Origin of the sequence: Rhodococcus sp. 06-235-1A, from assembly GCF_002258785.1 — a bacterium.
GTDB lineage: Bacteria > Actinomycetota > Actinomycetes > Mycobacteriales > Mycobacteriaceae > Rhodococcoides.
This window is the reverse complement of the sequence record NZ_NOYI01000009.1, coordinates 131,517-153,036: the sequence shown is the minus strand read 5'-3', so window position 1 is coordinate 153,036 and position 21,520 is coordinate 131,517. Positions and strand designations below refer to the sequence as shown.

Here is a 21,520-nt window from a genome sequence, read left to right as displayed (position 1 = left end):
GATGCGTACCACTCTCGCCGTCCTAGGCGCTGTCTCCATCCTTGTTCTCGCCGGCTGTTCGTCCACGGCAACCACCGACGCGGCCGACCCGACCAGCGGCAACTACCCGCTGACCATTCAGAATTGTGGCCGCGACGTCGTTGTCGGCGCCCCTCCGCAACGCGCGGTCTCCTTGAACCAGGGTTCGACGGAAATTCTGCTGTCGCTCGGTTTGGCAGACCGCATGGTCGGCACCGCAACCTGGACCGACCCCGTTCGGGAGAACCTCGAGTCGGAGAACTCGAAGGTCCCCAGGTTGGCGGACAACAAGCCTTCCCTCGAGGTGGTGCTGGACGCCGAGCCGGACTTCGTCTCCGCCTCGTTCGGCGGCACCCTCGGGCCGGGAGGCGTCGCCGACCGGGACCAGTTCGAGCAGCTCGGTGTGCCGAGCTATCTCTCTCCCACCGACTGCAATGGCAAGACCGACGACAGCGTCAACTCCGACGGCGCGCGTACATCCCCGCTCGAGATCGAGACCGTCTACCAGGAGGTTCGCGACCTCGCGGCCATCTTCGACGTGCGTGATCGGGGGGAGCGCTTCGTCAGCGAGCTGCAGGATCGCTTCGCCGAGGCCTCCGGAGCCATCGATGCCTCTGGTGTGACGTTGGCGTACTGGTTCGCCGATACCGACACCCCGTACATGGCCGGGTGCTGCGGGTCGTCGGGCATCATCACCGATTCGGTCGGTGCGCAGAACATCTATGCCGACACCACCGACGAATGGCCCCAGGTCAATTGGGAGAGTGTCCTCGACCGCAACCCGACGGCGCTCGTGCTCGCGGATCTGAGCCGACGCAGCATTGCCGGGGATGCCCTCGACAGCAAAATTTCATTCCTCGAATCGAACTCCGTCACAAGCCGACTGACCGCTGTCGAGGACAAGCGCTACATCGTCGTCAACGGTGCCGACCTCAACCCCTCGATCCGGACGATCGACGGAGTCGAGAAAGTGGCTGCTGCCCTGCAGAATTGGGGCCTGACCACCCGATGAGCCGGACCGATCGCGGGTTGCTGATCCCGCTTCTTCTCGGTGGCTGTGCGGTGTTGGTGCTGTCGATCGGCGTGGCCGTGACGATCGGTCCGGCCAGTGTCTCCGTTGCCGACGTCTATCGAGTGATACTGGGGCACATCGGAATCGGCACGGCCGGGGTGAGCCGCATCGAGGATGGCATCGTCTGGGAGCTGCGGCTGCCCAGGACGCTGCTGGCGGCCGTCTGTGGTGCGGGTCTGGCGCTGTGCGGAGCCATCATGCAATCGCTGCTGCGTAATCCTCTCGCAGACCCGTTCGTGCTTGGTATCTCGTCGGGCGCATCCACCGGTGCTGTCGTGGTCGCTGTGCTGGGGGTCGGCGGCGGCGCACTGTCGCTGTCGACCGGCGCGTTCGCTGGTGCACTGCTGTCGTTCGTACTGGTCATGCTGCTCGCCGCAGGAGCGGGCGGCGGCAACGACCGCGTCGTGCTGGCGGGAGTGGCCGGAACACAACTGTTCTCGGCTCTGACGTCGTTCATCGTCATCTCCTCGGCCGATGCCGAACAAACCCGGGGAGTGCTGTTCTGGCTCCTGGGCTCTCTGAGCGGTGCCGACTGGACGGACGTGGCCCTGTGCGGGGCGGTCACGCTGCTGGGAATGGTGTTGTGCCTGTTCAACACCTCGGCCCTCGATGCGTTCACTTTCGGGCACGACGCGGCGGCCGCCCTCGGTGTTCCGGTGAAATGGGTGCGAATCCTGTTGCTGATCATCACCGCATTGATCACGGCCGCGCTCGTCAGTGCTGCCGGCGCGATCGGTTTCGTGGGGCTGGTACTGCCGCACGCTGCTCGCTTCCTCGTCGGCGCGAGGCATCGACGACTGCTGCCGACGACGGTGGTGATCGGCGCGATCTTCATGGTCTGGGTCGACACCATTGCTCGAACTGTGTTCGCGCCGCAGGAGATTCCAGTCGGAGTGGTCACGGCGCTGATCGGGGTGCCCGCTTTCGCGCTCATTCTCTTTCGGCTACGGAGGTCTCGATGACATTGCACGCCAACCACATTCGATGGACCCGTGGCGGGCACCCGATCCTCGACGGCATCAGCTTCGCGCCCGAACCGGGAGAGACCATCGGGCTGATCGGTCCCAACGGTTCGGGAAAATCCTCGCTGCTGCGCATCCTCGCGGGGATCGTCGCCCCCGACGGCGGCGACGTCCTGCTCGACGGAGACAGCCTGCGGACCCTGCGTCGACGGCGGGTGGCCAGACGCGTGGCGATGGTCGACCAACACTCCGACACCGACGTCGACATCAGTGTCCGCGACGTCGTCCGCCTCGGCCGCATCCCCCACCACGGGATCCTCGGCGGCGACGCGGCCGACGACGACGTAGCGATCGCGCAGGCGCTCGCCGATACCGCGATGGCGTCGAAAGCCACCCGCCGCTGGCACACCCTCTCCGGGGGCGAACGCCAGCGAGTCCAGATCGCGCGCGCCCTCGCCCAGCAACCCACCGAACTACTGCTCGACGAGCCGACCAATCACCTCGACATCCAACATCAACTCGACATCCTCACCCTCGTCGCAGGCCTACCCCTGAGCAGCTACATCGCGCTGCACGACCTCAACCTGGCAGCCATGTTCTGCGACCGGATCATCGTCCTCGACCAGGGCACCATCGTGGCTTCGGGCACCCCTGGAAATGTGATCACCGAACACCTGGTGCGATCGGTATACAACGTGCACGCCACCGTGACGAATGCCGACAACTATCCACAGGTGACCTACCGTCGCCCGCAATCTCCCGCCCCACCCGCCCCCCGAGTCCACTCAACGTGACATCGACCGTCGAAAAGGCCACCGAATGTCACATCGAGTACCGGCGGAGGTGGTGAACCCGGACGAGGGCAGGCGACCCTAGAGTTGCCGCAGTTTCTTCTCGAATGCGTCGATGCGTGTCGTGTCCTCGAAGAAGTCTTCCTGCGAGATGATTTTCCCCCAGCTCGTGCGGATCAGTAGCACTGTGCGGTTGCTGTGGAGCTCGGTGCGGTCGGCTGTGCGGGCGTAGTCGTCGAAGCGTGCGAGCAGGGTCATTCGCCAGGGTGCGCCGCCGCTGTAGATTTCGGTGATCTGGCCCTTGATGCCGGCGGCGACGAAGTCCTGGAAGAATTTTTCGATGGCAGGGCGGCCGCGGTGGGTACCGGACCAGCGGCTGTTCCCGTCGGCGAATCTGAGCACCGCATCTCGGTGGAACGACGCCAGCAGGGGACGGTAATCGCCGTTGTTGAGTGCCTCGATGTCTCGCTGCAGCTTGAGTGTCAGCGCTCGCATCACCAGGAGCTTGACTGCAAAGGCCGTCGAGACGCCGGCCAGAAATCTCAGTTGCATACCCATACGTTTGCCTACCGTTCACCGACGTGTCAATCGAGATGGCGGTACGTTCGTTCGATGATTCACCACGTGCAGGTCGCATGCCCGGCGGGCGGCGAGGACCGTGAGCGCGAGTTCTACTCGGGTGCGCTCGGCTGGCAGGAAATCGCGAAACCGCCGTTGTTGGCAGTCCGCGGGGGCTGTTGGTTTCGCGTGCCGGGAGTGGGCGGTCCCGATGGCGAGGTGCATGTCGGCATCGAGGACGACTTTCGCCCGGCGCTCAAGGCGCACCCGGCCTTCGCCGTCGACGTCGATACCACCGCTGCAGCGCTGACGTCTGCCGGATATCCGGTGGACTGGGCCGACGTGGACGAGATACCGGGTCGTCGACGATTCCATACCCGTGACGGAGTGGGTAATCGAATCGAATTCGTAGCAGCACAATAGATCACAGACCGACCGAGATTGCTCCGGTGAGTATCGCGAAGACGATGTACATCAGCGATGCGGCCAGTATCCACAGGAATGCGAAGCGCTGGAAGTCGCCCAGTGATGCGCGGACCAAGCCGAGAAGGACCCACAACGGCGCCGACGCCGGTCCGATCGAGTGAGCCATCTGTCCGATCACTGCGGCGCGCGCCATCTCCTCGGGTGGGATGGCGTACTGCGCAGCCGATTCCGCGAGGACCGGCACGATCCCGAAGAAGTAGGCATCGTTGGCCATGAAGAAGCTCAACGGTATGCCGATCAATGCGGCCGCGGCAGGGATCATGCCCTCGGCGCCGTCCGGAATCAGCGAGATCAGCGCGTCGGCCATGGCGGTGGTCATACCGGTCTCGGTGAGGATTCCTGTGAACACGCCGGCACCGAGGACCAATATGACGACGGGGACGGCGTTGGCTGCGTGCGATCGGATCACCTCGCCCTGATCGGAGGGCTTGGGGTGATTGACGACCAGCACGATGATGAATCCCAGCATGAACAGCACCAGTAGGTCGGCAACTCCCAGCACCAGCAGCACCAGCAAGGTCACCGTCAGTGCTGCGTTGACCCAGGTTCGCCAGGATGCCTTCGTCAGAAGTGTTCCTTCCGAGCCCTTGTCGTGCCCGCCGGAGGACACGTGCGCGGTGACTTCGGCGATGCGCTCAGGGGAGATCTTCTTCCGTGCGCTGCGGCCCAACAGGTACGCGAGCCCGATGATCGCCGCAGACATGAGCAGCATCGCCGGCAGCATGTGTACGAAGTAGTCGGTGGCGTCGATCTGCAACACGCTGATCGCTCGGGTCGCAGCTCCACCCCAGGGGGTGGTGCCGGATATGGTCCCGAGGGCCATCGTCGCGATCGTGGCGATAACCAGGGGATTGATTCCGAGCTTGCGATAGATGGGAAGAAACGCAGAGCAAATGATCATGTACGACGTCGTGCCGTCGCCGTCGAGTGCGACCAGGAGTGCGAGAACCGCTGTGCCGACGCAGATTTTGACGGGGTCACCTCCGGACAACCGGATGATGCCACGCGAAATGGGGTCGAACAGTTTGGCGTCCATCATGATCCCGAAATACAGGACGGCGAACAGTAGGAGGATCGCTGTGGGAGCGACGGTTTCGATGCCCTCTGCCACCATGTCCGGTAGTGCCGCCCCCTGACCGCTGATCAGCAGGACCGCGATCGGGATGGTCACGACGGCAACCAGAGCCGTCGCCCACTTCTTGATGACCACCAGCATGAAGGATGCAAGAGAGACGAATCCGAGTACTGCCAGCACGATTCAGGCCTCCGAATCGAGGTGCTCGATCACCGCGCGTGTGAAGTGCTCGGTTGTCGCGGTTCCGTGGAGGTCCGCTGTGCGGGTCTCGGGCTTGCCTACTGCGGTGTCGATGGCTCGATGGATCGATTGTCCGGCTGCAGAGACTCTTTCGTCGCTGCGCTGTTGCCCGATCCAGTCCAGGAGCATGGCCGCAGAGCCGATCAAGGATGCCGGGTTGGCGATTCCCTGCCCGGCGATATCGGGTGCCGATCCGTGTTGAGCCTGTGCGACGGCATGCGTGTCGCCGACATTCAGCGACGCTGCCAACCCCAGGCTGCCCGAGAGTTCGGTCGCCTCGTCGGACAGGATGTCCCCGAACATGTTGGTGGTGGCGATGACGTCGAAGGACTCCGGTCGACGGATGAGAAGTGCCGCGACTGCGTCGACCAGTAGCTCCTCGTAGTCGACATCGGGGAAGTCCTGTCGGACGGCCCTGGCGGCCTCGAGGAACAGTCCGTCGCTCAGCCTGAGGACGTTGGCTTTGTGTACCACTGTGACCTTCGATCGACGCGTCTGTGCAAGCTCGAAGGCGCGGCGAACAATTCGTTCGGAACCACGTCGCGTCACTTTTCGGATGGCGAGGGCGAGGTCTTCGGTGGGCATGAATTCGCCACCACCTGCGAACATGGTGCGGTCGGCGTAGAAGCCTTCGGTGTTCTCTCGGGCGATCACGAGGTCGAACTTCTTGCCGAGAGGATTCGGCAGGGCCGGGACGGTCCTTGCGGGCCGAATGTTGGCGTACAGATCCAACTTTCGCCGCAGTATTCCCGACGGGTTGACGCCACCCTCCGACGCCGGGGGGTAGTCCAGGTGCGACACCGGGCCCAGGATGACGCCGTCGGCTGTGCGTGCGAGGTCGACGATGGCGTCGGGCATCGTTGTCCCCGATGCGCGATGTGCCTCGAATCCGATGACGCCGACGGTGAAGGTGGCGGTGATGCCGTTGCGTGCGAGCGCGGCCTCTACGACAGAAACCGTCGCGGAGCTGATTTCGGGACCGATGCCGTCTCCGGCGAGAACCACCAGTTCGACGGTGTTGGGACGGGCGGAGTCGGAATATCCGGATGTCACGATGTCTCCAGGTGTTCACGTCCGCACCGTTGCGGACTCGGCCCTCGTTGTGACCTGTGGCATACCTTGCCGTGCCACCAGCGTGAAGACCAGAGACTGTTTCTTACATCGGACTTAAGCCGAATTCATAGCTTGGAACAACGCGATCAGAACCGATCGCATAGCCTTCGCGGCGGGTGACGGCGTTCGTTGATCGAGCCGGCACAGCAGGATTCGACGCCGCGAGAGTTCGTCCAGAGCGATGGATTCCACGCCATCGCGAAGGTAGCGAGTGGTCATGGCTGGTGCCACGGTGAGTCCCAGTCCGGCTGCCACCATTGCCTGAGATTCCATGTAGTCGTTGGACTCGACGAGGACCTTCGGCTCGAATCCCGCTTTGAGACAGGCCGATCGGAACATCGTGGTGATGGCGTGCTGCGATGCGCGGACGATCCACTGCTCGTCTGCGAGCGAGTCGAGGAGAATCGGACCTCCGCGCGACCAACCCGCCGGAACGAGAAGAACGGTGGCGTCGTCGGCGATGACCTCGGTCTCGACGTCGTCGACCATCATCGGCAGTTCCGGGTAATCCCATGCCAAGGACAGATCCACCTCACGGCCGAGCAGCATGGCGTGCAGATCGCGTAGCCGTGACGACCGTATTCCCAGCTCGATCCCCGGGTGCGCGGAGCGAAACGCGCCCATGACGTCCGGCAGAAGAGATGCAGCGAAGGAAGGGAAGACGCCGAGGGTGACGTGGCCGCTGCGGGCGTCGAGCAGATCGTCGAGGTCGGCGCGCAGGGCAGACAGTTGCGTGTCGATGGCCGCGGCTCTCCCGGCTACGAGCCGACCGGCTTCGGTGAGGCGCACTCCGCGCGCATGTCGCTCGACGACGGGGGTGCCCACGACGGACTCGAGTCTTTTGACCTGCTGAGACACCGCCGATGGGGTGTACATGAGCCGTTCGGCAGCGGCCGTCATCGACCCGCTGCGGTCGATCTCCACCAGTAGCTTGAGCAGGGACAGTTCCACATCCATCCGTCGAGACTAAGCGGTGTCTGCGACGATGGAGCCCGTGACGACAGCACCTGTGCGAGTAGGTTCAGCGCACTCGACGAACGAGCTGCAGCAGGGGGAGGCACCGTGGACCCGCTAGCGGCGTTCTGGCGGGAAGCGGACGACACCGATCCCGTACGGATGCGGATGCAGATGGACCACCTGCTTTCCACCGCACCGTATTCGGACGCTCGCATGATGTTCGAGCGTGCATCGTTGGAGGACTTTCTCGGCGACGGGGCAGCCGCAGTCCCGTTGTACGAGGCGTCCCTGTCCGGAGGGCTCGATGTCGACAGAGAGAATCAGGCCCGGATTCAACTGGCCAGCTCGTTGCGCAATGTCGGGCGTTTACACGAAGCGCTCGACGTGCTGCAGAACTTCGAGTTCTCCAGTGAATACATCTCTGCACGTGACGCATTCGCCGCGCTGACCCTGTGGGATCTCGGTCGAGGTGAACGGGCACTGCAAAACGCCTTGCACGCAGCGCATCCGGCGCTGGGGAAGTACCGCCGCGCAATCGGGGCATACGCGGCCGAGTTGTCCACACGACCTGAGGGGAATCCATGACCGGCAATGCATTCGATCCACACGACTTGCTCGAGCAAAGCCGAATCGGAGTGCTGGCCACCATCAAGGCCAGCGGACTACCGCAGCTGTCTCCGGTGACGCCGTTCTACGACCGGGCAGCCGGCACCATCCGGATCTCGGTCACCGAAGGGCGGGCGAAAACGGCCAACTTGCGCCGAGACCCGCGTGCCGCGCTGGAAGTGACCAGCCCCGACGGTAAGGCATGGGCAACGGCGGAAGGGACCGTCACCCTCACCGGGCCGGGCACTTCACCGAACAGCCCCGAAACCGAGGCACTGGTCGACTACTACCGCGCCGCGGCCGGTGAGCACCCTGACTGGACGGAATACCGAGCAGTCATGGTCGCCGACCGACGAGTACTGGTGACGATTGCCGTCACCCACGTCTACGGTCAGTCGATTTGACGGCCCCCCATGTCCACTCGATGTGCCATTGACTGCCGAAAAGGCCACCAAACGTCACATTGAGTACATGCCGTCGGGCGGTTCAATTGACCTGGTACACGTCCAACTCCACTGAGTTCGGCAATCGTTCGCCGGATCCGAGGAACAAGCGCTCGTTCATCCACGCGTGTCGGCTCGAAGCGGAGGACAGTCGTGGTTGGCTCCTGAAGTAGATGCGGTCGGCAGGGACTTGTTCGCCGCGTACCAGTGAGTCGATGTCCTCCTCGGTACCGCTTCGAGTCCCCACGTTGTGTACGGCGATTCGTTCGCCTGCGTCGGTCTCGAGCGCGTATCTGGCGTCCAGCTCGGTGAGTGTGGCAGTGCGGAGAATTTGGTGATCCGCCCCGCCGGGCAGGACTCGACCGCGTAGGAGAGGGCCTTCGACGGTCCCGCCCAGGATCGGGACGAGGCGACGGTGACCATCGACCACCTCGCCCAGGTCGATCGGGTCACCCACGATCACCGACAGATGTGCGACGAAGGTCAGCTCAGGGCGCACGTTAGTTGGTTCGGTCGGCAAATCCGTCGGGTAGGTCAGCCGGCGCGACCGACACGATCGTCTCGTCGTCGCTGCCGACGTTTTCGAATAGCGTGATTTTGGCGAACTCGGGGACCACGTAGATGGGGTAGGTCGGCCCCGCATCACGGTAGGCGCGCATCTCGTCGAGATGATCATTCTGGTATAGAACGGTTTTCGTACCGTCGAGCTCGATCCACTGAGGGAAGAAGATGGTGCCGTGTAAGCGTCGTTTACCGGGTAGGACGTTGACGACAACCGATGTTCCCGTGGGTTCGTTCCAGGAGATCTTGTAGACGTCGTCATCGAGCTGAACGAGGTCGACCTCCTGATCCTTGACCCATCGTCCGCCGACCATGCCGGTGTGGATGCGGTAGTCGATGGTTGTGGCGTTCTTGACGTACATCTCGTACTGCCAGTTGTTCGCGTACGTGTAGATGAATCGGTGTCCGACGATGCCGCGGAGGTCCTGAGTCGGAATCGGGTTCTCAACTGTGGTCTCTGTTTCCATAGGACAATTTTGTCACAAAACTATGTTTGCGGCAAAACTATCTGTGCGACCATCGAACGATGCACTCCACCGCGATCGAGCTCGGTCGGCAACTGGGACCGCTACGACGTTCGTTGCTTCGTGCGACGCGAGAAGCCGCTCAGTTGCCCGACATTCCGGATTCGCACATCGAGGTCATGCGAGCCCTCGCCGGGGGACCGTCGATGAGCCCGGGAAACCTCGCCGCATACCTCAACCTCGCCCGCTCCACCGTGAGCAACCTGATCAAAGCGATGGTCGACGCGGGGCTCGTCGAAAGATCGGTCTCATCGGGGGACCTACGCGGTGCGGCCCTCACAGCATCACCGAAGGCCCTTGCACTCCTCGCCGAATACGACGCAGTCAGCTCACAGGTGCTCTCGGACGCACTCGACGAACTGACACCCGACCACCGGCGAGCGCTGTCTGCGGCCACCCCAGCCCTGGCCGACCTGACGACGATCTTGGCCCGCGGGTATTCCTGATTGTTCGGACCCACATCGTGCGGGTCCACTCGATGTGCCATTGACCCCCGAAAAGGCCACTGAACGTCACATTGAGTGGGCACCGTGGCTAGTGGCTTCGCTGGATTGGAATCCACAGTTCTCCCGCTCCCGAGGTCCAGTCGGGTGTGTTTTCGGTGACGGTCAGAATTTCCGGTCCCGGGATCGTTTCGTAGGGGTTGGAGGGAAACCATTCGCCGAATGCGTCGGCCCAGAGTTGTTGGAGTGCGGGCGCGAGTGCGGTATCGCTGCGCGTCTCGAATACTGCCCAGGTCGATGCGGCGACGGCGAGGGTGTCCCACTCGGGTGGTGTGGGTGATGTGGTGGCGACGGCGAAGTAGTAGTCGAAGAGACTGCCGTCCTCGCGTTCGGGTTCGAAGCCGTCGCTGACGAAGAGGATGTCGGGTAGTTCGGGAATGTCGGCGAGTTCGCGTAGTTTCTCACCGGTTCCGGGGGCCAGGCTTCGGTGGAATTCGGTCATGGCGGTGTTCTCGCCGCGGAACCGAAGTGGGATGCGGGTCGACTTGCCGACGATGTGCAATTCCGGCAGTTCGGTGATTCGGTATCGCATGGTGCTCCGTCCTTCGATGGTCAGATGAAATGTCACTGCTTGTCTCGAACGAAGGTTGGCTCCGGGCTTGCGTGCTCGAGATGGGTTGATGCCATGCAGGTCTCGGAACGCACGGGTGAACGCGTCTGCGGTGTAGCCGTACTTGGATGCAACGTCCAGCACACCCGAGCCGCCCAGGAGGTCCGCTGCTGCCAGGGTCATTCGGCGTTGACGGATGTACAGCGACAGCGGTAGTCCGGCGAGCGCCGAGAACACGCGTCGGAAGTGGTACTCGGAGGTGAGGGTGATCCGTGCGAGTTCGCGCGGGTCGATCTCGCCTGCGAGGTTGTCCTCTATGTAGTCGAGTGCTGCGTTCCATCGTTCGAGCATGTGGCGGGGACCTTCTTTCGTTCTGACCGAAACGATAGGCAAGGGTGGCAGCGCACACTCGACTTTCTGTGCCCGGCAAAGTCGGACGTCAGATCGTGCGCAGATGCCGCCCACTGCGTCGTTGTCGCTGCCGAACGAGTTCGTCCAGCGCAGAACGAGATTGCGCGTCCGCGGGCCGGTAGACGATCAGCCGTAGGTCCGGGTCTCCGAGTGGCGTGAGAACATCGAACGTCACGGTCACCGGCCCGACGAGCGGATGTCGCATCGGTTTGTCACCCCGGTTCCGTACGGCCACTTCCCGAGACTGCCAGAATCGGGAGAACTCGGTGCTCCCTCGTTCGAGCTCGTCGATCAAGGCGGCGAGCTCCTCGTCGTGAGAGTGATTCACCCATGCGGCACGTAGGTCGGCCACTGCACCTCGGACGACGTCGTCGCGTGCCTCGTAGAATCCGTCGAATCGTTTGTCCAGGAAACACATTCGCAGAACATTGCGTTCCGAGACCGGACGGTCGTCGATGTCGAGCAGCAGCGCGGCCATCGTGTCGTTCGCGGCCAGTATGTCGAGTCGGTGATTAAGCACCATCGCCGGCAGCGGGGCGATATCACCGAGCAAGTGCCGGATGCCGGTGGGAACCTGCGGGGCGGCGGCCCGCTCGGGTGCCCGATGCCCGGCGAGCGTGAACAGATAGCCGGTCTGATCGGAGGACAGCTTCAACGCATTCGACAGTGACCGAACCACCTGGGCGGACGGCCGAACATCTCTTGCCTGCTCGAGCCGAACGAGATAGTCGACGCTCACCCCGGCCAGCGCAGCGACTTCCTCGCGTCGCAGTCCAGGCGTACGTGACGCCCCGATTCGCGGCGGCAGACCGACATCCGACGGGACGAGTGCCTCGCGTCGGGCACGCAGAAATGCCGCCAGCTCGTCTCGACCCGGCCGCGTACTCACCCGCCTCAGAGTAGGCGATTGCAGCGTGATCAGCCTGGTACCGCCTTTCCCAGGATGATCACGACCTTCCCGTCGCTGGACAGGACCGGGACTGTGGGCTGGAGAGAACCGTGAACGAGAGGAACAACCGATGACGCGCATGGACGAGTACCGACTGCTGGGCCGCTCCGGTCTGCGAGTATCACCACTATCGCTGGGAGCCATGACATTCGGCGACGCCTGGGGCTGGGGTGCTGACGAGGACGACTCGAGGAGAATCTTCGACGCCTACCTCGACGCCGGCGGAAACATGGTCGACACTGCCAACGTCTACACCGAGGGCCAGTCGGAGCGGTACCTGGGCAGGTTTCTCCGGGGCCGTCGCGATTCGATCGTCGTCGCGACGAAATACGCGGCAACGCGTGATCCGTCGGATCCGAATGCCGGTGGGGGTGGGAGAAAGAGTCTTCGCGGGTCTGTCGAAGCGAGCCTGAAGAATCTCGGCACCGACTACATCGACCTGCTGTACTTGCATGCGTGGGACGGGATGACGCCGAGTGACGAGGTCATCGCATCGCTCGGTGAACTCGTCCGTTCGGGAAAGGTGCTGTATCTCGGTGTTTCGGACACCCCAGCGTGGCAAGTCGCTCGTATGCACACCACGGCAGAGGTGCGTGGATGGCCGGCTTTTGCGGCACTTCAGGTGGAATACAGCCTGATCGAGAGAACCACCGAGCGGGAATTACTTCCTATGGCAGGCGATCTGGGTCTCGGTGTGATTCCTTGGGCTCCGCTCGGCGGTGGGGTGTTGACGGGCAAATATTCTGCCGCCGACCTCGAGACGGCGGGTTCCGACAGCCCAGTAGGAACCCGTCGCGATCACGCGAAGTCAAGCGGAACGCTGACCAGGCGGGGACTCGCCATCGCCGACGTCGTCGTCGACGTCGCACGAGAACTCGGTGCGTCGGCTGCGCAGGTAGCGCTGGCATGGACGCTTCGGAATCCGTCGGTCACCAGCTCGCTGATCGGTGCTCGGACCGTGGAACAGTTGCAGCAGAACATCTCTGCTCTCGATGTGCTGTTCGACGAATCCCAGCTCGACAGGCTGCATGCAGTCAGCGCTGTGGACCTCGGTTTTCCGCACGAATTTCTGATGCGACCGATGGTGCGCAGCGTCACGACCGGACACACCAGTACTCGTCCGCGCCCGACCAGGCGGTGGTGAGCCGCAGCATCATGGCACGGGAGGGCGACGGTAGGTCATGGGCTCCGTGTCGTCGACGAGCGAGAATCCCGCACTTTCGAGCACCCGGCGCGAGGCCGTGTTCGCCCGATACACCTGCGCCGCCATCGGTAGCCCGGCCGCATACTGCTGCGCGTGCTCGAGCAGCTCGCCTGCGTATCGGTGGCCCCAGTGTTCCGGATGCACCCAATAGCCGACCTCCAGGTGGTCGGATCGCCGAGTGATGCTGAGCAGTCCGACGGGTATCGGCTCCCTCGTCGTTCCGATGAACCATCTCTGCACATCCGGCCGGTGGCTGTCCGTCGCGCTCAACGCCTTCGCCAGTCGGCGATCGAAATAGGCTCTGCTCCAGACCTTTCCGTCTCCGACCCATCGGACCACCTCGGCGTCCGATGCCATCGAGAACAGAAACTCGGCATCGGACCGAACAGCGGGGCGCACGAGAATTCGCGTCACAACTCTCGGACTCGAGAAGTCAGGTCTCCGCCCGCATCCCCGGTATTGACGGTGCCCGTTCTCTCGAACAGCAACGCCGATACCTCCTCGACGGCCTTGGGGCAGTGCTCGACGCCTGCCGGGACGACGAAGACATCGCCAGGACCGAGGACGACGTCTCGGTCGCGCAGCTGGATGATCAGTTCCCCACTGTGAACGAAGAACATCTCATCGGTGTCCGGGTGCGTGTGCCAGACGAACTCGCCGAGGAGCTTCACCACCTTGACGTCGTAGTCGTTGACGCTGACGAGTCGGTGGGGTTGCCACGGATTCTCGATCACGTTCAGAGCGTCGGAAACATTGCGTACATCGCCGCCGGTGCTGTCCATGCTCATGTGATGTTGCCCTTCGTCGTCGCTCCATTCGACCGTCCCCAAATTCTACTCGTCGGGCAGTTCCGACACGGGCCCGATATGGACTGCACGATAAACTTTGTCGCGCAGTAGATTTGCTTCCCGGTCGGTCATCGTGCGACCGAGTGGCCGCAGCGTCATGCGGATCAGCGCATTCACGTGGTCGGCACCGAGGCCGAGTCGGATACGAGCGGCCTCGGGCAGATCGCCGTAGGTGGTGACAGAGAGAAGTTCGACGGATTCGAGCAGTTCGCCGTCGCCGCCAAGAGCGGTGCGAACGGCATCGCCGAGGATCTCGTCGTCGATGCTCCGGTGCACAACGACCGAGATGTCGCGACCGATGGGCGGCATGTGCGATACGGGTCGCCACCGGTTCAAGTGGAGCATCTGGCTTCGAATCCGCGGATCTTCGGCGCGTAGCAGGCGAATGTCGTCGATTCCCTTGCGTAACATCAGTGCTCGGTCCAAGCCCAACCCGAGTGCGAGCCCCGACCACCGGCCCGGATCGAGTCCGCTGCGCTGCAACAACTCCGAAGAGATCCTGCCGCATTCGGCGAGCTCCATCCATGCATCGCCGACGAGTACGTCGATCTGGTAGCCGCCGGTGGTGTAGGGATGCTTCGCCGGTGCTGCCCGCCACTCGGCGTCCGGTAGCACGGAGCGAACAACGGATTCGATCATCGCCGTCATGTCCTGGTCGGTGAGGGTCGCCCGAGATGTCAAGCGCCACAGGTCTACCTGATGAGGTGCACCGACATGCGTACGGTCGATGGCATCGCGCCGATAGACGAGGCCGGGCAGAACGACGAGCCGGTCGACGTCCGATCCATTGTCCGTCTGCTCGAGTAGCCACGGGATGTATGCGGAGGTATGACTGCGCAGCATCACCTCCGGACCGAGGTAGCGCGAGTACCGACGGTCACGGGTGACGGCCTCGGCATCGAAACCGAGCTTGTCGTAGTTGTCCTCCACCGGTACCACGGCACTGAGCCGAACGACCTCGGTAGCCGTGTGCCACATGTGCGCGAGATCCTCGACCACATCGGTCACCAGGAGCTGCATCGCGTGCGCACCCTGGTCCGGGTCTGTCAGGTCTCGCAGCGAGAGATACTGCATCAGTTGAGAATTCGAGATGTAGCTGTTCATGACACTGTCCTTCATCGATCGACGGATGGAATTCCCTCGACCGTGTCGGACGTCCGGACTTCAGCGGAGTACTGGGCTGGCCCGACGACCGGTACCCGGTCGAGGGCCTGTAAATCGCAGTACGATGTTCATGACCTGTAGACGGTAACGGCACGCGCTGTGGGCCGCCACCGAATTCCGTGAGGAGCGCTCGCACGATGGATCTCGCCGACTACGACGTACTGAGCTTCGATTGCTACGGGACGCTGATCGATTGGGAGGCAGGAATTCTGAACGTTCTCCGGGCGTGGGCGGAGGAGTCCGGTTCGGTCGTGTCCGATGACGAGCTACTCGAGGCCTACGGGGCAAACGAGTCTCGGGTTCAGCTCGACTCACCCTCGATGCTCTATTCCGAGATCCTCGCAGAGGCGCTCGTGCGGACCGGTGACGCGCTGGGAATCGGTGTGTCGGCGCAGTGGGCGAGCACACTCGGATCGTCCGTACCCGATTGGCCTGCGTTCCCGGACTCCGCCGACGCATTGGCGACTCTCGCCGAGCACTACAAGCTCGTCATCCTGTCCAATGTGCACCGCGACGGTTTCGCCGGTAGCAGTCGGCGACTGGGCGTCGAGTTCGACTCCATCGTCACAGCCGAGGACGTCAAGGCCTACAAGCCGGCCGACAACCACTTCGATGCACTCGACGGAGTACTCGACGACCTCGGCGTGCCCCGATCGCGTCTGCTTCACGTTGCGCAGAGCCTGTTCCACGATCACGTGCCGGCCAAGCGCCACGGCATTCCGTCGGTGTGGATCGATCGACGCCAGGACCGACCCGGTTGGGGCGCAACCCCACAACCGGGCGGTGAGTACAGCTACGACATGAAGTTTCCGAGCATGGCCGCCTTCGCAGCAGCTGCCGACGAGGCGCATCGCAGTGGGTGAGCTGGTGACGCGGCGCGTCCGCCGCAGCCGAGCTCACCAATGCCATGCGTCCCCTCCGACGTTCTCGATCGTCTGCTGCAACACTCGAATAGTCGTCACGAACTCGTCCTGTCCGATGCCCTGCATGCGCTCGTCCTGCAGCATTTGCTGAACGTCCGACGCCCGCCGAATCTGTGCTTCACCGTCCGGCGTGAACTTCAGGCGTGAATTCGATTCCACGATCCAACCTTTGGAGCGCGCGGAATCGATGGCCTCGACGATGGCCTCCGGGGTGTCGTTGTGGCCGATCTTCTCGATTGTCTCGTCCCGATCGGCTCCGGCGGGATGCAGCGAGATCTGATGCAGGAGCCACCATTCGGGTTGTGTGACGCCGATATCGTGGAGTGCTCCACGGGTCCGTGCTCGAATGGCTTCCCCCGCGCGGGCGGTCCAGAACCCGATGGGCTGACGCTCCGGCGGTTGCATCGGTCGTGGCGGTATGGGTGCCTGTGTGTTCATGGAAGCGACAGTAAAACCTCAACCACGCTTCAGGTCAACAGGACAGACGCCACAAGAGCGACACCGACCATTACTGCGCTGGTGGCAAGCGGTCCGACCGTCCCGAGGCTCGAGCCGTAGACCAGGCCGCCGAGAGCGGGCCCTGCGGCGGCACCGATGTTGAGGCTCGCTGTTGCGAACGAGCCCGCCATCGTCGGCGCACCGACCGCGTTGCGCATCACCAGGCTCACCAGTGTGCTGCCGAGGGCGAACGACAGTCCGCCCTGCACGAAGGCAAAGACCAACACGCCGACCGGGCTCTGCGATAGCAGCGCGAGCAAGCACCAGCCGACGACAAGCGCTGCGCCGCCGGAAGACACGATCGTCGTTGCGTATCGATCACCGAATCTGCCCGCGGCCCACACTCCACCCAGAGCACCCAGCCCGAACAACGCAAGCACCACCGGCACCATCGCACTCTGCAATTCCGCTCGTTCGGTGACTACCGAAGCCAAGAAGGTGAACGAGCAGAACGTGGCACCGTTGACGAGAACACAGAGAACGAGGACTCGAATCAACGACTGTCGTTGCAAGACAGTGAATTCTGTTGTCAGCGAACCATCGGATCGCCAATCCTGCGTGGTGGGTGCAGTCATGCTCACGGCGATGAGGGCGGGAACCGACAGCAATGCCACACCCCACAGCGCTGCGCGCCAATCCAGAAGTGCCCCCACCAGCGTGCCGGCCGGTACGCCGACCACCAAGGCAAGAGTGGTGCCGGCCAGGATGGTGGCGATGGCGCGCGAGTGGCGATCGGGTGTGACCAACGCCGAGACCATGGCCAACGTGAGTGCCAGGAAACCGGCGTTGGCGAAGGCGGCCACTACCCGCGAGACGAACAGGAGCGCGTAGCTGTCGGTCGACGCGCCCAGTACGTGCATCGCGATGAAGGTCGCCAGCAATGAGCACAGGGCCAGACGCGGTGGACACTGCCGAGTCGCTACGGCCATGACCGGCGCCCCGACAACCATGCCGATGGCGAATGCCGAGGTCAGCAATCCAGCGCGGGGGACCGTTGTGTGGAGATCGGTGGCGATGTCGGTCAGCAGTCCGGCCAGCATGAACTCTGACGTTCCCTGGGCGAAAACAGCTGTGGACAGCAAGAATACGAGCGGTGGCATGGAGGTTTCTCCGAATGTGAGACGGGTCCAGGACAGATGGACCGGCACACGGGTGCTCACCGAACGGTCGTGATCGAGTGCTTCGGTTTCGTCGAGCTACCGGGGTGCCGGTAGCTCGAATCTGGATGCCTCGGGTGAACTCACGGCCTCACCGTAGCGCGCTCTCGTGCCCGATGCCACCGAGTTCTCTTCGGATCTCGTGGGTAGAGTCCCGACCGTGGACAGCCCATCAGGGAAAGGCCTCGTGGCGGTGCTCGCCGCAGTCGGTGCCTCGATAGGCGGTGCGGCAGCGGTCGTGTGGCATGTCGCCATTGCCGGCTCGGTCGATGGCGCGCCGGAATTCGGTACGGCCTATCTGCGGCCGAGTTGGTTTCCCGTCACCTTCTATCTCGTCGGTGCCGGGCTGGCAATCGGGTTGGCGGCGGCGTCGTTTCTCGTCGATTCGGGCTTACGTCTCGTCCAGGATCGGCAGCGCAGTCGCATGCACCTGTTCGGATTGTTGATCGTCGTGGGTGCGGCACTGGGAGCGGGCAGTGCACTCGCCTGGGCGCATTGGCCACCGCAGCCTGCTGAAGCGGTTGTCATGTCGCCTGTGTGGCCCCGGTACTTCGAGACCAACGGCGGCGCTGCCGGTCCCCACCAATCGCTTTACGGCGTCGCCATCGGAGAAATTTCGGTTGACCCCGATGTAGATACGAACTCCGCCACCATCATTCTCGACAGTGAAGTCGCCCCGTCGACCTTCGCTCCCACCATCGGCAATCCGTGGTTGGTGTTTCCGATCGGTGGAGTAGCGATTGCAGCGTTGGCCGCACTCAGTCTGTCGCTGCGAGACTTTCGGCTGGTGGTGTCGCGCTCGGATCAGCAAGCACGGTAACGCGACCAGCTCTATTCGTCCGTCCGCAGTTCGTCGACCAGTGCGAAGAGGCGTCCCAGGTAGTCGCTGTGAAAGACCTCCGTCGCTCGGATCTTGGCGTCTCCGTCGAGGCCGAATTGAAGGTTGACGAGTTCGACCCCGATGGCGACGCGTCGAGCATCGAGGTGTTCGAGTTCGGCGGCGAGAGCGTCGACCTTGGCAACCGGAGACAGTTCGTCAGTCATCCCAGAATCGTAGATGTCAGCCGACGGCCGCGAGGAATTCGCTGTAGAACAACCCGAGCCCCAGCGCCGACGCGATGGCCGCGAACAGCCACAGCCGGATGATGACCGTCGTTTCTGCCCAGCCGGCCAACTCGAAGTGGTGGTGAATCGGTGCCATCCGGAAGGGCCGCTTGCCGGTGCTCTTGAACGAGGCGACCTGAATGACGACCGATGCAGCTTCGGCCACGAAGAGAGCTCCGAAGACCAGGGCGATCAGCTCGGTCTTGCTGACGATCGACAGGCCTGCGAGCAGTCCACCGAGGGCGAGAGAACCGGTGTCGCCCATGAAGATCTTGGCCGGGGCGGCGTTCCACCACAGGAATCCGATGCAGGCACCTGCGGCTGCGGCACAGACGACGGCGAGGTCGAGTGGATCGCGCACCTGGTAGCACCCGGCGACGGAGTTGGTTGCGCACGACTGCCGGTACTGCCAGAACGTCATCACCGTGTAGGCGCCGAGTACGAGGGTCATCGAGCCGGCGGCCAAACCGTCGAGACCGTCGGTGAGATTGACGGCGTTGGACCATGCGATGACGAGGAATACACAGAACAGCACAAAAACGATCGGGGCCATGGTGAAGAACGTGGATTGGCGTACCAGCGAGAGTTCCACGTTGCCCGGCGTCAGCCCGTTCCCATTGCGGAACTGCAGCGCCAGCACAGCGAAGATCACCGCTGCGCTGATCTGCCCGACGTACTTGCCGGTCGCCTTGAGGCCGAGACTGCGTTTCATGCGGAGCTTGATGTAGTCGTCGAGAAAACCGACGATGCCGAGTGCCGTCGCGAGACCGAGGATCAACAGGGCCGACGCCGACGGCCCGTCGCCTCCCATCGCCACCAGGTGAGAGCCGAGATAGCCGGCCCACAGACCGATGATGATCGCGACGCCGCCCATCGTCGGTGTCCCTCGCTTGGCCTGATGGCTTGCGGGTCCCTCGACGCGAATTTCCTGGCCGAAGCCCTGTCGGGTGAACAGCGCGATGAGAAACGGCGTCAACAGAATCGAGACCGCCAACGCGATACCGCCGGCAACGAGAATGTTGATCATGCGTTGGAGCCCACTCTTCCTCTGTGCTGCTGTTCCCCGCCCGGTGCTACCGAGCACCGCGGGATACTGTGCCAAACGAATGGGCAAAAGTCCCAATGCGTGACGAAGGCGTTACTCACAGTTGATACGAACTGGGTGGCATTCCCACCAGTTCGGTGAACTCGCGGGTGAAGTGCGCCTGGTCGAACCAGCCGTATCGCGCCGCGAGGTCTGCCAGGGGACCCGAGTAGCCGTTGTCGAGCTCACTGAGAGCATCGTGAATGCGATACCGGCCGAGAACCCACTTGGGCGTTGCTCCGACATAACGCTCGAACAGCCGCTGCAATCGCCGAGTGCCGATACCGCAACGCTCTTCCACCTGGGCGACGCGAATCAACGTTCGATCTCCCAGCATGGTCGCGACGATGTTCAGAACGGTCTCGTACTCCGGGTCCGCATTCGGCGCGTAGGGGGTGAGAACCGCGTCGACGACGGTGCGGCAGTGGTCGGCATCCCGATGCCGGCCGAGTTCCGCCAAGGCGTCGACGGTATCGGCACGGAACGGAGTAGGCGGCGCCACGTGGACGTCCCGCAGGGTGCGAGCCACCGTTCCCGTGAAGGCCGCGTAGCCGCCCGGCCGGAACTTGACGCCGAACACCCAACCGGATTCGGCGAGCACGACGTCGAAGCGGCGGGTGAGCACTCCCGTCACCACCACGGGTTCGACGACGCCTTCTCTGGTCCAGCCGTGTTCGACGCTGAGCGTGCAGGCCGGGTGCGCGAGCGTCGAACTGCGGTACGAGGTGCCGGGCGGCAGATTCCACTGAAGCTGCCAGTAATTCTCGACCCACGGTTCCAACGCCGCTGCACACGGCAGCCGTACCAGGTCGACGTACTGCGCCAGCTGATCCGGCCGCAGGACACCGGACTGGGTGGCTGTCGCATTTTTCCTATCCGGCACGGGCGTCAGTGTAGGAGTCTGGTCCGACATCCGCTGTGGAGGAGGAACACCATGACCGAGACACCCGTGGCCACCCTGAAGATGGTCACCCTGGACTGCGCAGACCCTGCGGCCAGCGCGACGTTCTGGTCGTCGTTGCTGGGCTGGAGCGTCGTACATTCGGAACAGGACTACGCGATGCTGCAGGGTCCGAGCAGTGCGCTCGGGTTCGGCCGCGTCGACGATTACCAGCCGCCGTCGTGGCCCAATGCCAACGGCAGCAAGCAGTTTCACTTCGATCTTGCGGTCGAGGATCTCGACGCCGCGGCGGCGTCCGCGGTGAAACTCGGGGCGACGCTGCCCGAGAACCAGCCGGGTGAGACCTGGCGCGTCCTGCTGGACCCGGCCGGCCATCCCTTCTGCCTGACAAATGCCGCGAACTGGGGCTGACGCGGTTAGCCTTGTGGTCGTGACTCCACGTCTGGCAGGAATCGAAATCGTCGTCGCCGACATGGCTGCCGCGCTGGCGTTCTATCGCGTTCTGGGACTGGATATTCCGGCCGACGCCGATGCCGAGCAGCATGTCGAGGTCGACCTCGGCGGCGTCCGCCTCTTGTTCGATCTCCCGTCGACGATCACTTCGTTCGACCCAGCATGGACGCCGCCCAGCGGGGGCCACCGCGTTGCGCTCGCCTTCGATTGCGGAACGCCCGACGGTGTGGACGCGGCGTGGAGTGCGGTGACGAAGGCCGGGTACACCGGCCACCTGCAGCCGTGGGATGCGTTCTGGGGGCAGCGTTATGCCGTCGTGCACGATCCCGACGGCACCACCGTCGATCTGTACGCGAACGTCTGAA

The 21,520-nt window shown here is 63.5% G+C and carries 28 protein-coding genes; 12 read left to right on the top strand and 16 right to left on the bottom strand.

All coding sequences use genetic code 11. The features are described from left to right. Window position 1 precedes the first annotated feature (1 nt). From CH275_RS07575 to CH275_RS07565, 3 genes are read left to right on the top strand one after another with little or no spacing between them, the layout of a single operon-like run. Window positions 2-1,030, top strand: a complete 1,029-nt coding sequence (locus tag CH275_RS07575) for an ABC transporter substrate-binding protein (protein ID WP_094676713.1) — start codon at window positions 2-4, stop codon at window positions 1,028-1,030. Further along, entirely contained in the window at window positions 1,027-2,052 is a 1,026-nt protein-coding gene (locus CH275_RS07570) for a FecCD family ABC transporter permease (protein ID WP_094677293.1), read from the top strand. Before CH275_RS07575 ends, CH275_RS07570 begins: the two co-directional genes overlap by 4 nt. Then, a complete protein-coding gene (locus CH275_RS07565) occupies window positions 2,049-2,846 on the top strand; it encodes an ABC transporter ATP-binding protein (RefSeq protein ID WP_094676711.1) in 798 nt (265 codons plus the stop codon). Before CH275_RS07570 ends, CH275_RS07565 begins: the two co-directional genes overlap by 4 nt. Window positions 2,847-2,924: 78 nt before the next feature. Here CH275_RS07565 and CH275_RS07560 read toward each other — a convergent pair whose 3' ends face one another. Continuing rightward, entirely contained in the window at window positions 2,925-3,395 is a 471-nt protein-coding gene (locus tag CH275_RS07560; RefSeq protein WP_143546708.1) for a nuclear transport factor 2 family protein, read from the bottom strand. A gap of 60 nt (window positions 3,396-3,455) precedes the next feature. Here CH275_RS07560 and CH275_RS07555 point away from each other — a divergent pair, with 60 nt between their 5' ends. Continuing rightward, on the top strand, window positions 3,456-3,824 hold the full coding sequence (locus tag CH275_RS07555; RefSeq protein WP_094676707.1) for a glyoxalase: 369 nt from the start codon (window positions 3,456-3,458) through the stop codon (window positions 3,822-3,824). A gap of 1 nt (window position 3,825) precedes the next feature. Here CH275_RS07555 and CH275_RS07550 read toward each other — a convergent pair whose 3' ends face one another. The 3 genes from CH275_RS07550 to CH275_RS07540 form a co-directional block, all read right to left on the bottom strand. Beyond that, the gene (locus tag CH275_RS07550; RefSeq protein ID WP_094676705.1) at window positions 3,826-5,142 is read right to left on the bottom strand and encodes a CitMHS family transporter; all 1,317 of its coding nucleotides are present in this window, start codon (window positions 5,140-5,142) and stop codon (window positions 3,826-3,828) included. Window positions 5,143-5,145: 3 nt separating this feature from the next. Next, the gene (locus CH275_RS07545; RefSeq protein ID WP_094676703.1) at window positions 5,146-6,255 is read right to left on the bottom strand and encodes an isocitrate/isopropylmalate dehydrogenase family protein; all 1,110 of its coding nucleotides are present in this window, start codon (window positions 6,253-6,255) and stop codon (window positions 5,146-5,148) included. Between the two features lie 114 nt (window positions 6,256-6,369). Next, window positions 6,370-7,272: a LysR family transcriptional regulator gene (locus CH275_RS07540; protein ID WP_094676701.1), complete on the bottom strand. Its 903-nt coding sequence runs from the start codon at window positions 7,270-7,272 to the stop codon at window positions 6,370-6,372. 105 nt (window positions 7,273-7,377) lie between these two features. Between CH275_RS07540 and CH275_RS07535 the strand changes: the two genes are divergently transcribed. Both CH275_RS07535 and CH275_RS07530 read left to right on the top strand, forming a co-directional pair. Beyond that, complete coding sequence (locus CH275_RS07535; RefSeq protein ID WP_218828757.1) at window positions 7,378-7,857, top strand: tetratricopeptide repeat protein; 480 nt, start codon at window positions 7,378-7,380, stop codon at window positions 7,855-7,857. Further along, complete coding sequence (locus tag CH275_RS07530) at window positions 7,854-8,282, top strand: PPOX class F420-dependent oxidoreductase (RefSeq protein WP_094676699.1); 429 nt, start codon at window positions 7,854-7,856, stop codon at window positions 8,280-8,282. The genes CH275_RS07535 and CH275_RS07530 overlap by 4 nt, the downstream gene beginning before the upstream one ends. 82 nt (window positions 8,283-8,364) lie before the next feature. On the opposite strand, the gene CH275_RS07525 is transcribed toward CH275_RS07530, so the two are convergent. Both CH275_RS07525 and CH275_RS07520 read right to left on the bottom strand, forming a co-directional pair. Then, window positions 8,365-8,820 (bottom strand): DUF3237 domain-containing protein, encoded by a 456-nt coding sequence (locus CH275_RS07525; protein ID WP_094676697.1) that lies wholly within the window; start codon window positions 8,818-8,820, stop codon window positions 8,365-8,367. A gap of 1 nt (window position 8,821) precedes the next feature. Beyond that, window positions 8,822-9,349, bottom strand: coding sequence for a phenolic acid decarboxylase (locus CH275_RS07520; protein ID WP_094676695.1), 528 nt, complete (start codon window positions 9,347-9,349; stop codon window positions 8,822-8,824). Window positions 9,350-9,408: 59 nt separating this feature from the next. On the opposite strand from CH275_RS07520, the gene CH275_RS07515 reads away from it, so the two are divergent. Next, complete coding sequence (locus CH275_RS07515; RefSeq protein WP_094676693.1) at window positions 9,409-9,852, top strand: MarR family winged helix-turn-helix transcriptional regulator; 444 nt, start codon at window positions 9,409-9,411, stop codon at window positions 9,850-9,852. Window positions 9,853-9,940: 88 nt separating this feature from the next. Here the strand turns inward: CH275_RS07515 and CH275_RS07510 are convergent, their stop codons facing one another. Beyond that, a complete protein-coding gene (locus tag CH275_RS07510; protein WP_094676691.1) occupies window positions 9,941-10,810 on the bottom strand; it encodes an AraC family transcriptional regulator in 870 nt (289 codons plus the stop codon). Window positions 10,811-10,898: 88 nt separating this feature from the next. Then, window positions 10,899-11,759 carry a helix-turn-helix transcriptional regulator gene (locus CH275_RS07505; RefSeq protein ID WP_256990907.1) on the bottom strand — a complete coding sequence of 287 codons (861 nt, stop codon included), beginning with the start codon at window positions 11,757-11,759 and terminating at the stop codon, window positions 10,899-10,901. Window positions 11,760-11,889: 130 nt separating this feature from the next. Between CH275_RS07505 and CH275_RS07500 the strand changes: the two genes are divergently transcribed. Then, the gene (locus CH275_RS07500; protein WP_094676687.1) at window positions 11,890-12,963 is read left to right on the top strand and encodes an aldo/keto reductase; all 1,074 of its coding nucleotides are present in this window, start codon (window positions 11,890-11,892) and stop codon (window positions 12,961-12,963) included. 9 nt (window positions 12,964-12,972) lie between these two features. On the opposite strand, the gene CH275_RS07495 is transcribed toward CH275_RS07500, so the two are convergent. From CH275_RS07495 to srmL, 3 genes are read right to left on the bottom strand one after another with little or no spacing between them, the layout of a single operon-like run. Then, window positions 12,973-13,437 (bottom strand): GNAT family N-acetyltransferase, encoded by a 465-nt coding sequence (locus CH275_RS07495; protein ID WP_179276032.1) that lies wholly within the window; start codon window positions 13,435-13,437, stop codon window positions 12,973-12,975. Beyond that, window positions 13,434-13,811, bottom strand: a complete 378-nt coding sequence (locus CH275_RS07490; RefSeq protein WP_373453687.1) for a cupin domain-containing protein — start codon at window positions 13,809-13,811, stop codon at window positions 13,434-13,436. The genes CH275_RS07495 and CH275_RS07490 overlap by 4 nt, the downstream gene beginning before the upstream one ends. A 45-nt stretch (window positions 13,812-13,856) precedes the next feature. Continuing rightward, the gene (gene srmL / locus CH275_RS07485; RefSeq protein WP_094677287.1) at window positions 13,857-14,975 is read right to left on the bottom strand and encodes a PheS-related mystery ligase SrmL; all 1,119 of its coding nucleotides are present in this window, start codon (window positions 14,973-14,975) and stop codon (window positions 13,857-13,859) included. A gap of 197 nt (window positions 14,976-15,172) precedes the next feature. Between srmL and CH275_RS07480 the strand changes: the two genes are divergently transcribed. Further along, complete coding sequence (locus CH275_RS07480) at window positions 15,173-15,898, top strand: haloacid dehalogenase type II (protein WP_094676683.1); 726 nt, start codon at window positions 15,173-15,175, stop codon at window positions 15,896-15,898. 33 nt (window positions 15,899-15,931) lie between these two features. Here the strand turns inward: CH275_RS07480 and CH275_RS07475 are convergent, their stop codons facing one another. Together CH275_RS07475 and CH275_RS07470 are read right to left on the bottom strand one after the other, a co-directional pair. Then, on the bottom strand, window positions 15,932-16,396 hold the full coding sequence (locus CH275_RS07475; RefSeq protein WP_094676681.1) for a MarR family winged helix-turn-helix transcriptional regulator: 465 nt from the start codon (window positions 16,394-16,396) through the stop codon (window positions 15,932-15,934). 29 nt (window positions 16,397-16,425) lie between these two features. After that, the gene (locus tag CH275_RS07470; RefSeq protein ID WP_094677285.1) at window positions 16,426-17,556 is read right to left on the bottom strand and encodes a Cmx/CmrA family chloramphenicol efflux MFS transporter; all 1,131 of its coding nucleotides are present in this window, start codon (window positions 17,554-17,556) and stop codon (window positions 16,426-16,428) included. A gap of 217 nt (window positions 17,557-17,773) precedes the next feature. Here CH275_RS07470 and CH275_RS07465 point away from each other — a divergent pair, with 217 nt between their 5' ends. After that, window positions 17,774-18,433: a hypothetical protein gene (locus CH275_RS07465; protein WP_143546707.1), complete on the top strand. Its 660-nt coding sequence runs from the start codon at window positions 17,774-17,776 to the stop codon at window positions 18,431-18,433. An 11-nt stretch (window positions 18,434-18,444) separates the two neighbouring features. Here the strand turns inward: CH275_RS07465 and CH275_RS07460 are convergent, their stop codons facing one another. The 3 genes from CH275_RS07460 to CH275_RS07450 form a co-directional block, all read right to left on the bottom strand. Then, window positions 18,445-18,657, bottom strand: coding sequence for an oxidoreductase (locus CH275_RS07460; protein WP_094676677.1), 213 nt, complete (start codon window positions 18,655-18,657; stop codon window positions 18,445-18,447). 16 nt (window positions 18,658-18,673) lie between these two features. Then, a complete protein-coding gene (mraY, locus tag CH275_RS07455; protein ID WP_094677283.1) occupies window positions 18,674-19,744 on the bottom strand; it encodes a phospho-N-acetylmuramoyl-pentapeptide-transferase in 1,071 nt (356 codons plus the stop codon). A 115-nt stretch (window positions 19,745-19,859) separates the two neighbouring features. Beyond that, window positions 19,860-20,684, bottom strand: coding sequence for a helix-turn-helix transcriptional regulator (locus tag CH275_RS07450; RefSeq protein WP_256990906.1), 825 nt, complete (start codon window positions 20,682-20,684; stop codon window positions 19,860-19,862). A 51-nt stretch (window positions 20,685-20,735) separates the two neighbouring features. Here CH275_RS07450 and CH275_RS07445 point away from each other — a divergent pair, with 51 nt between their 5' ends. Together CH275_RS07445 and CH275_RS07440 are read left to right on the top strand one after the other, a co-directional pair. Next, window positions 20,736-21,113, top strand: a complete 378-nt coding sequence (locus CH275_RS07445; RefSeq protein WP_094676675.1) for a VOC family protein — start codon at window positions 20,736-20,738, stop codon at window positions 21,111-21,113. Then, a complete protein-coding gene (locus CH275_RS07440; RefSeq protein WP_373453686.1) occupies window positions 21,094-21,519 on the top strand; it encodes a VOC family protein in 426 nt (141 codons plus the stop codon). The genes CH275_RS07445 and CH275_RS07440 overlap by 20 nt, the downstream gene beginning before the upstream one ends. The last annotated feature ends 1 nt before the right edge of the window (window position 21,520 follow it).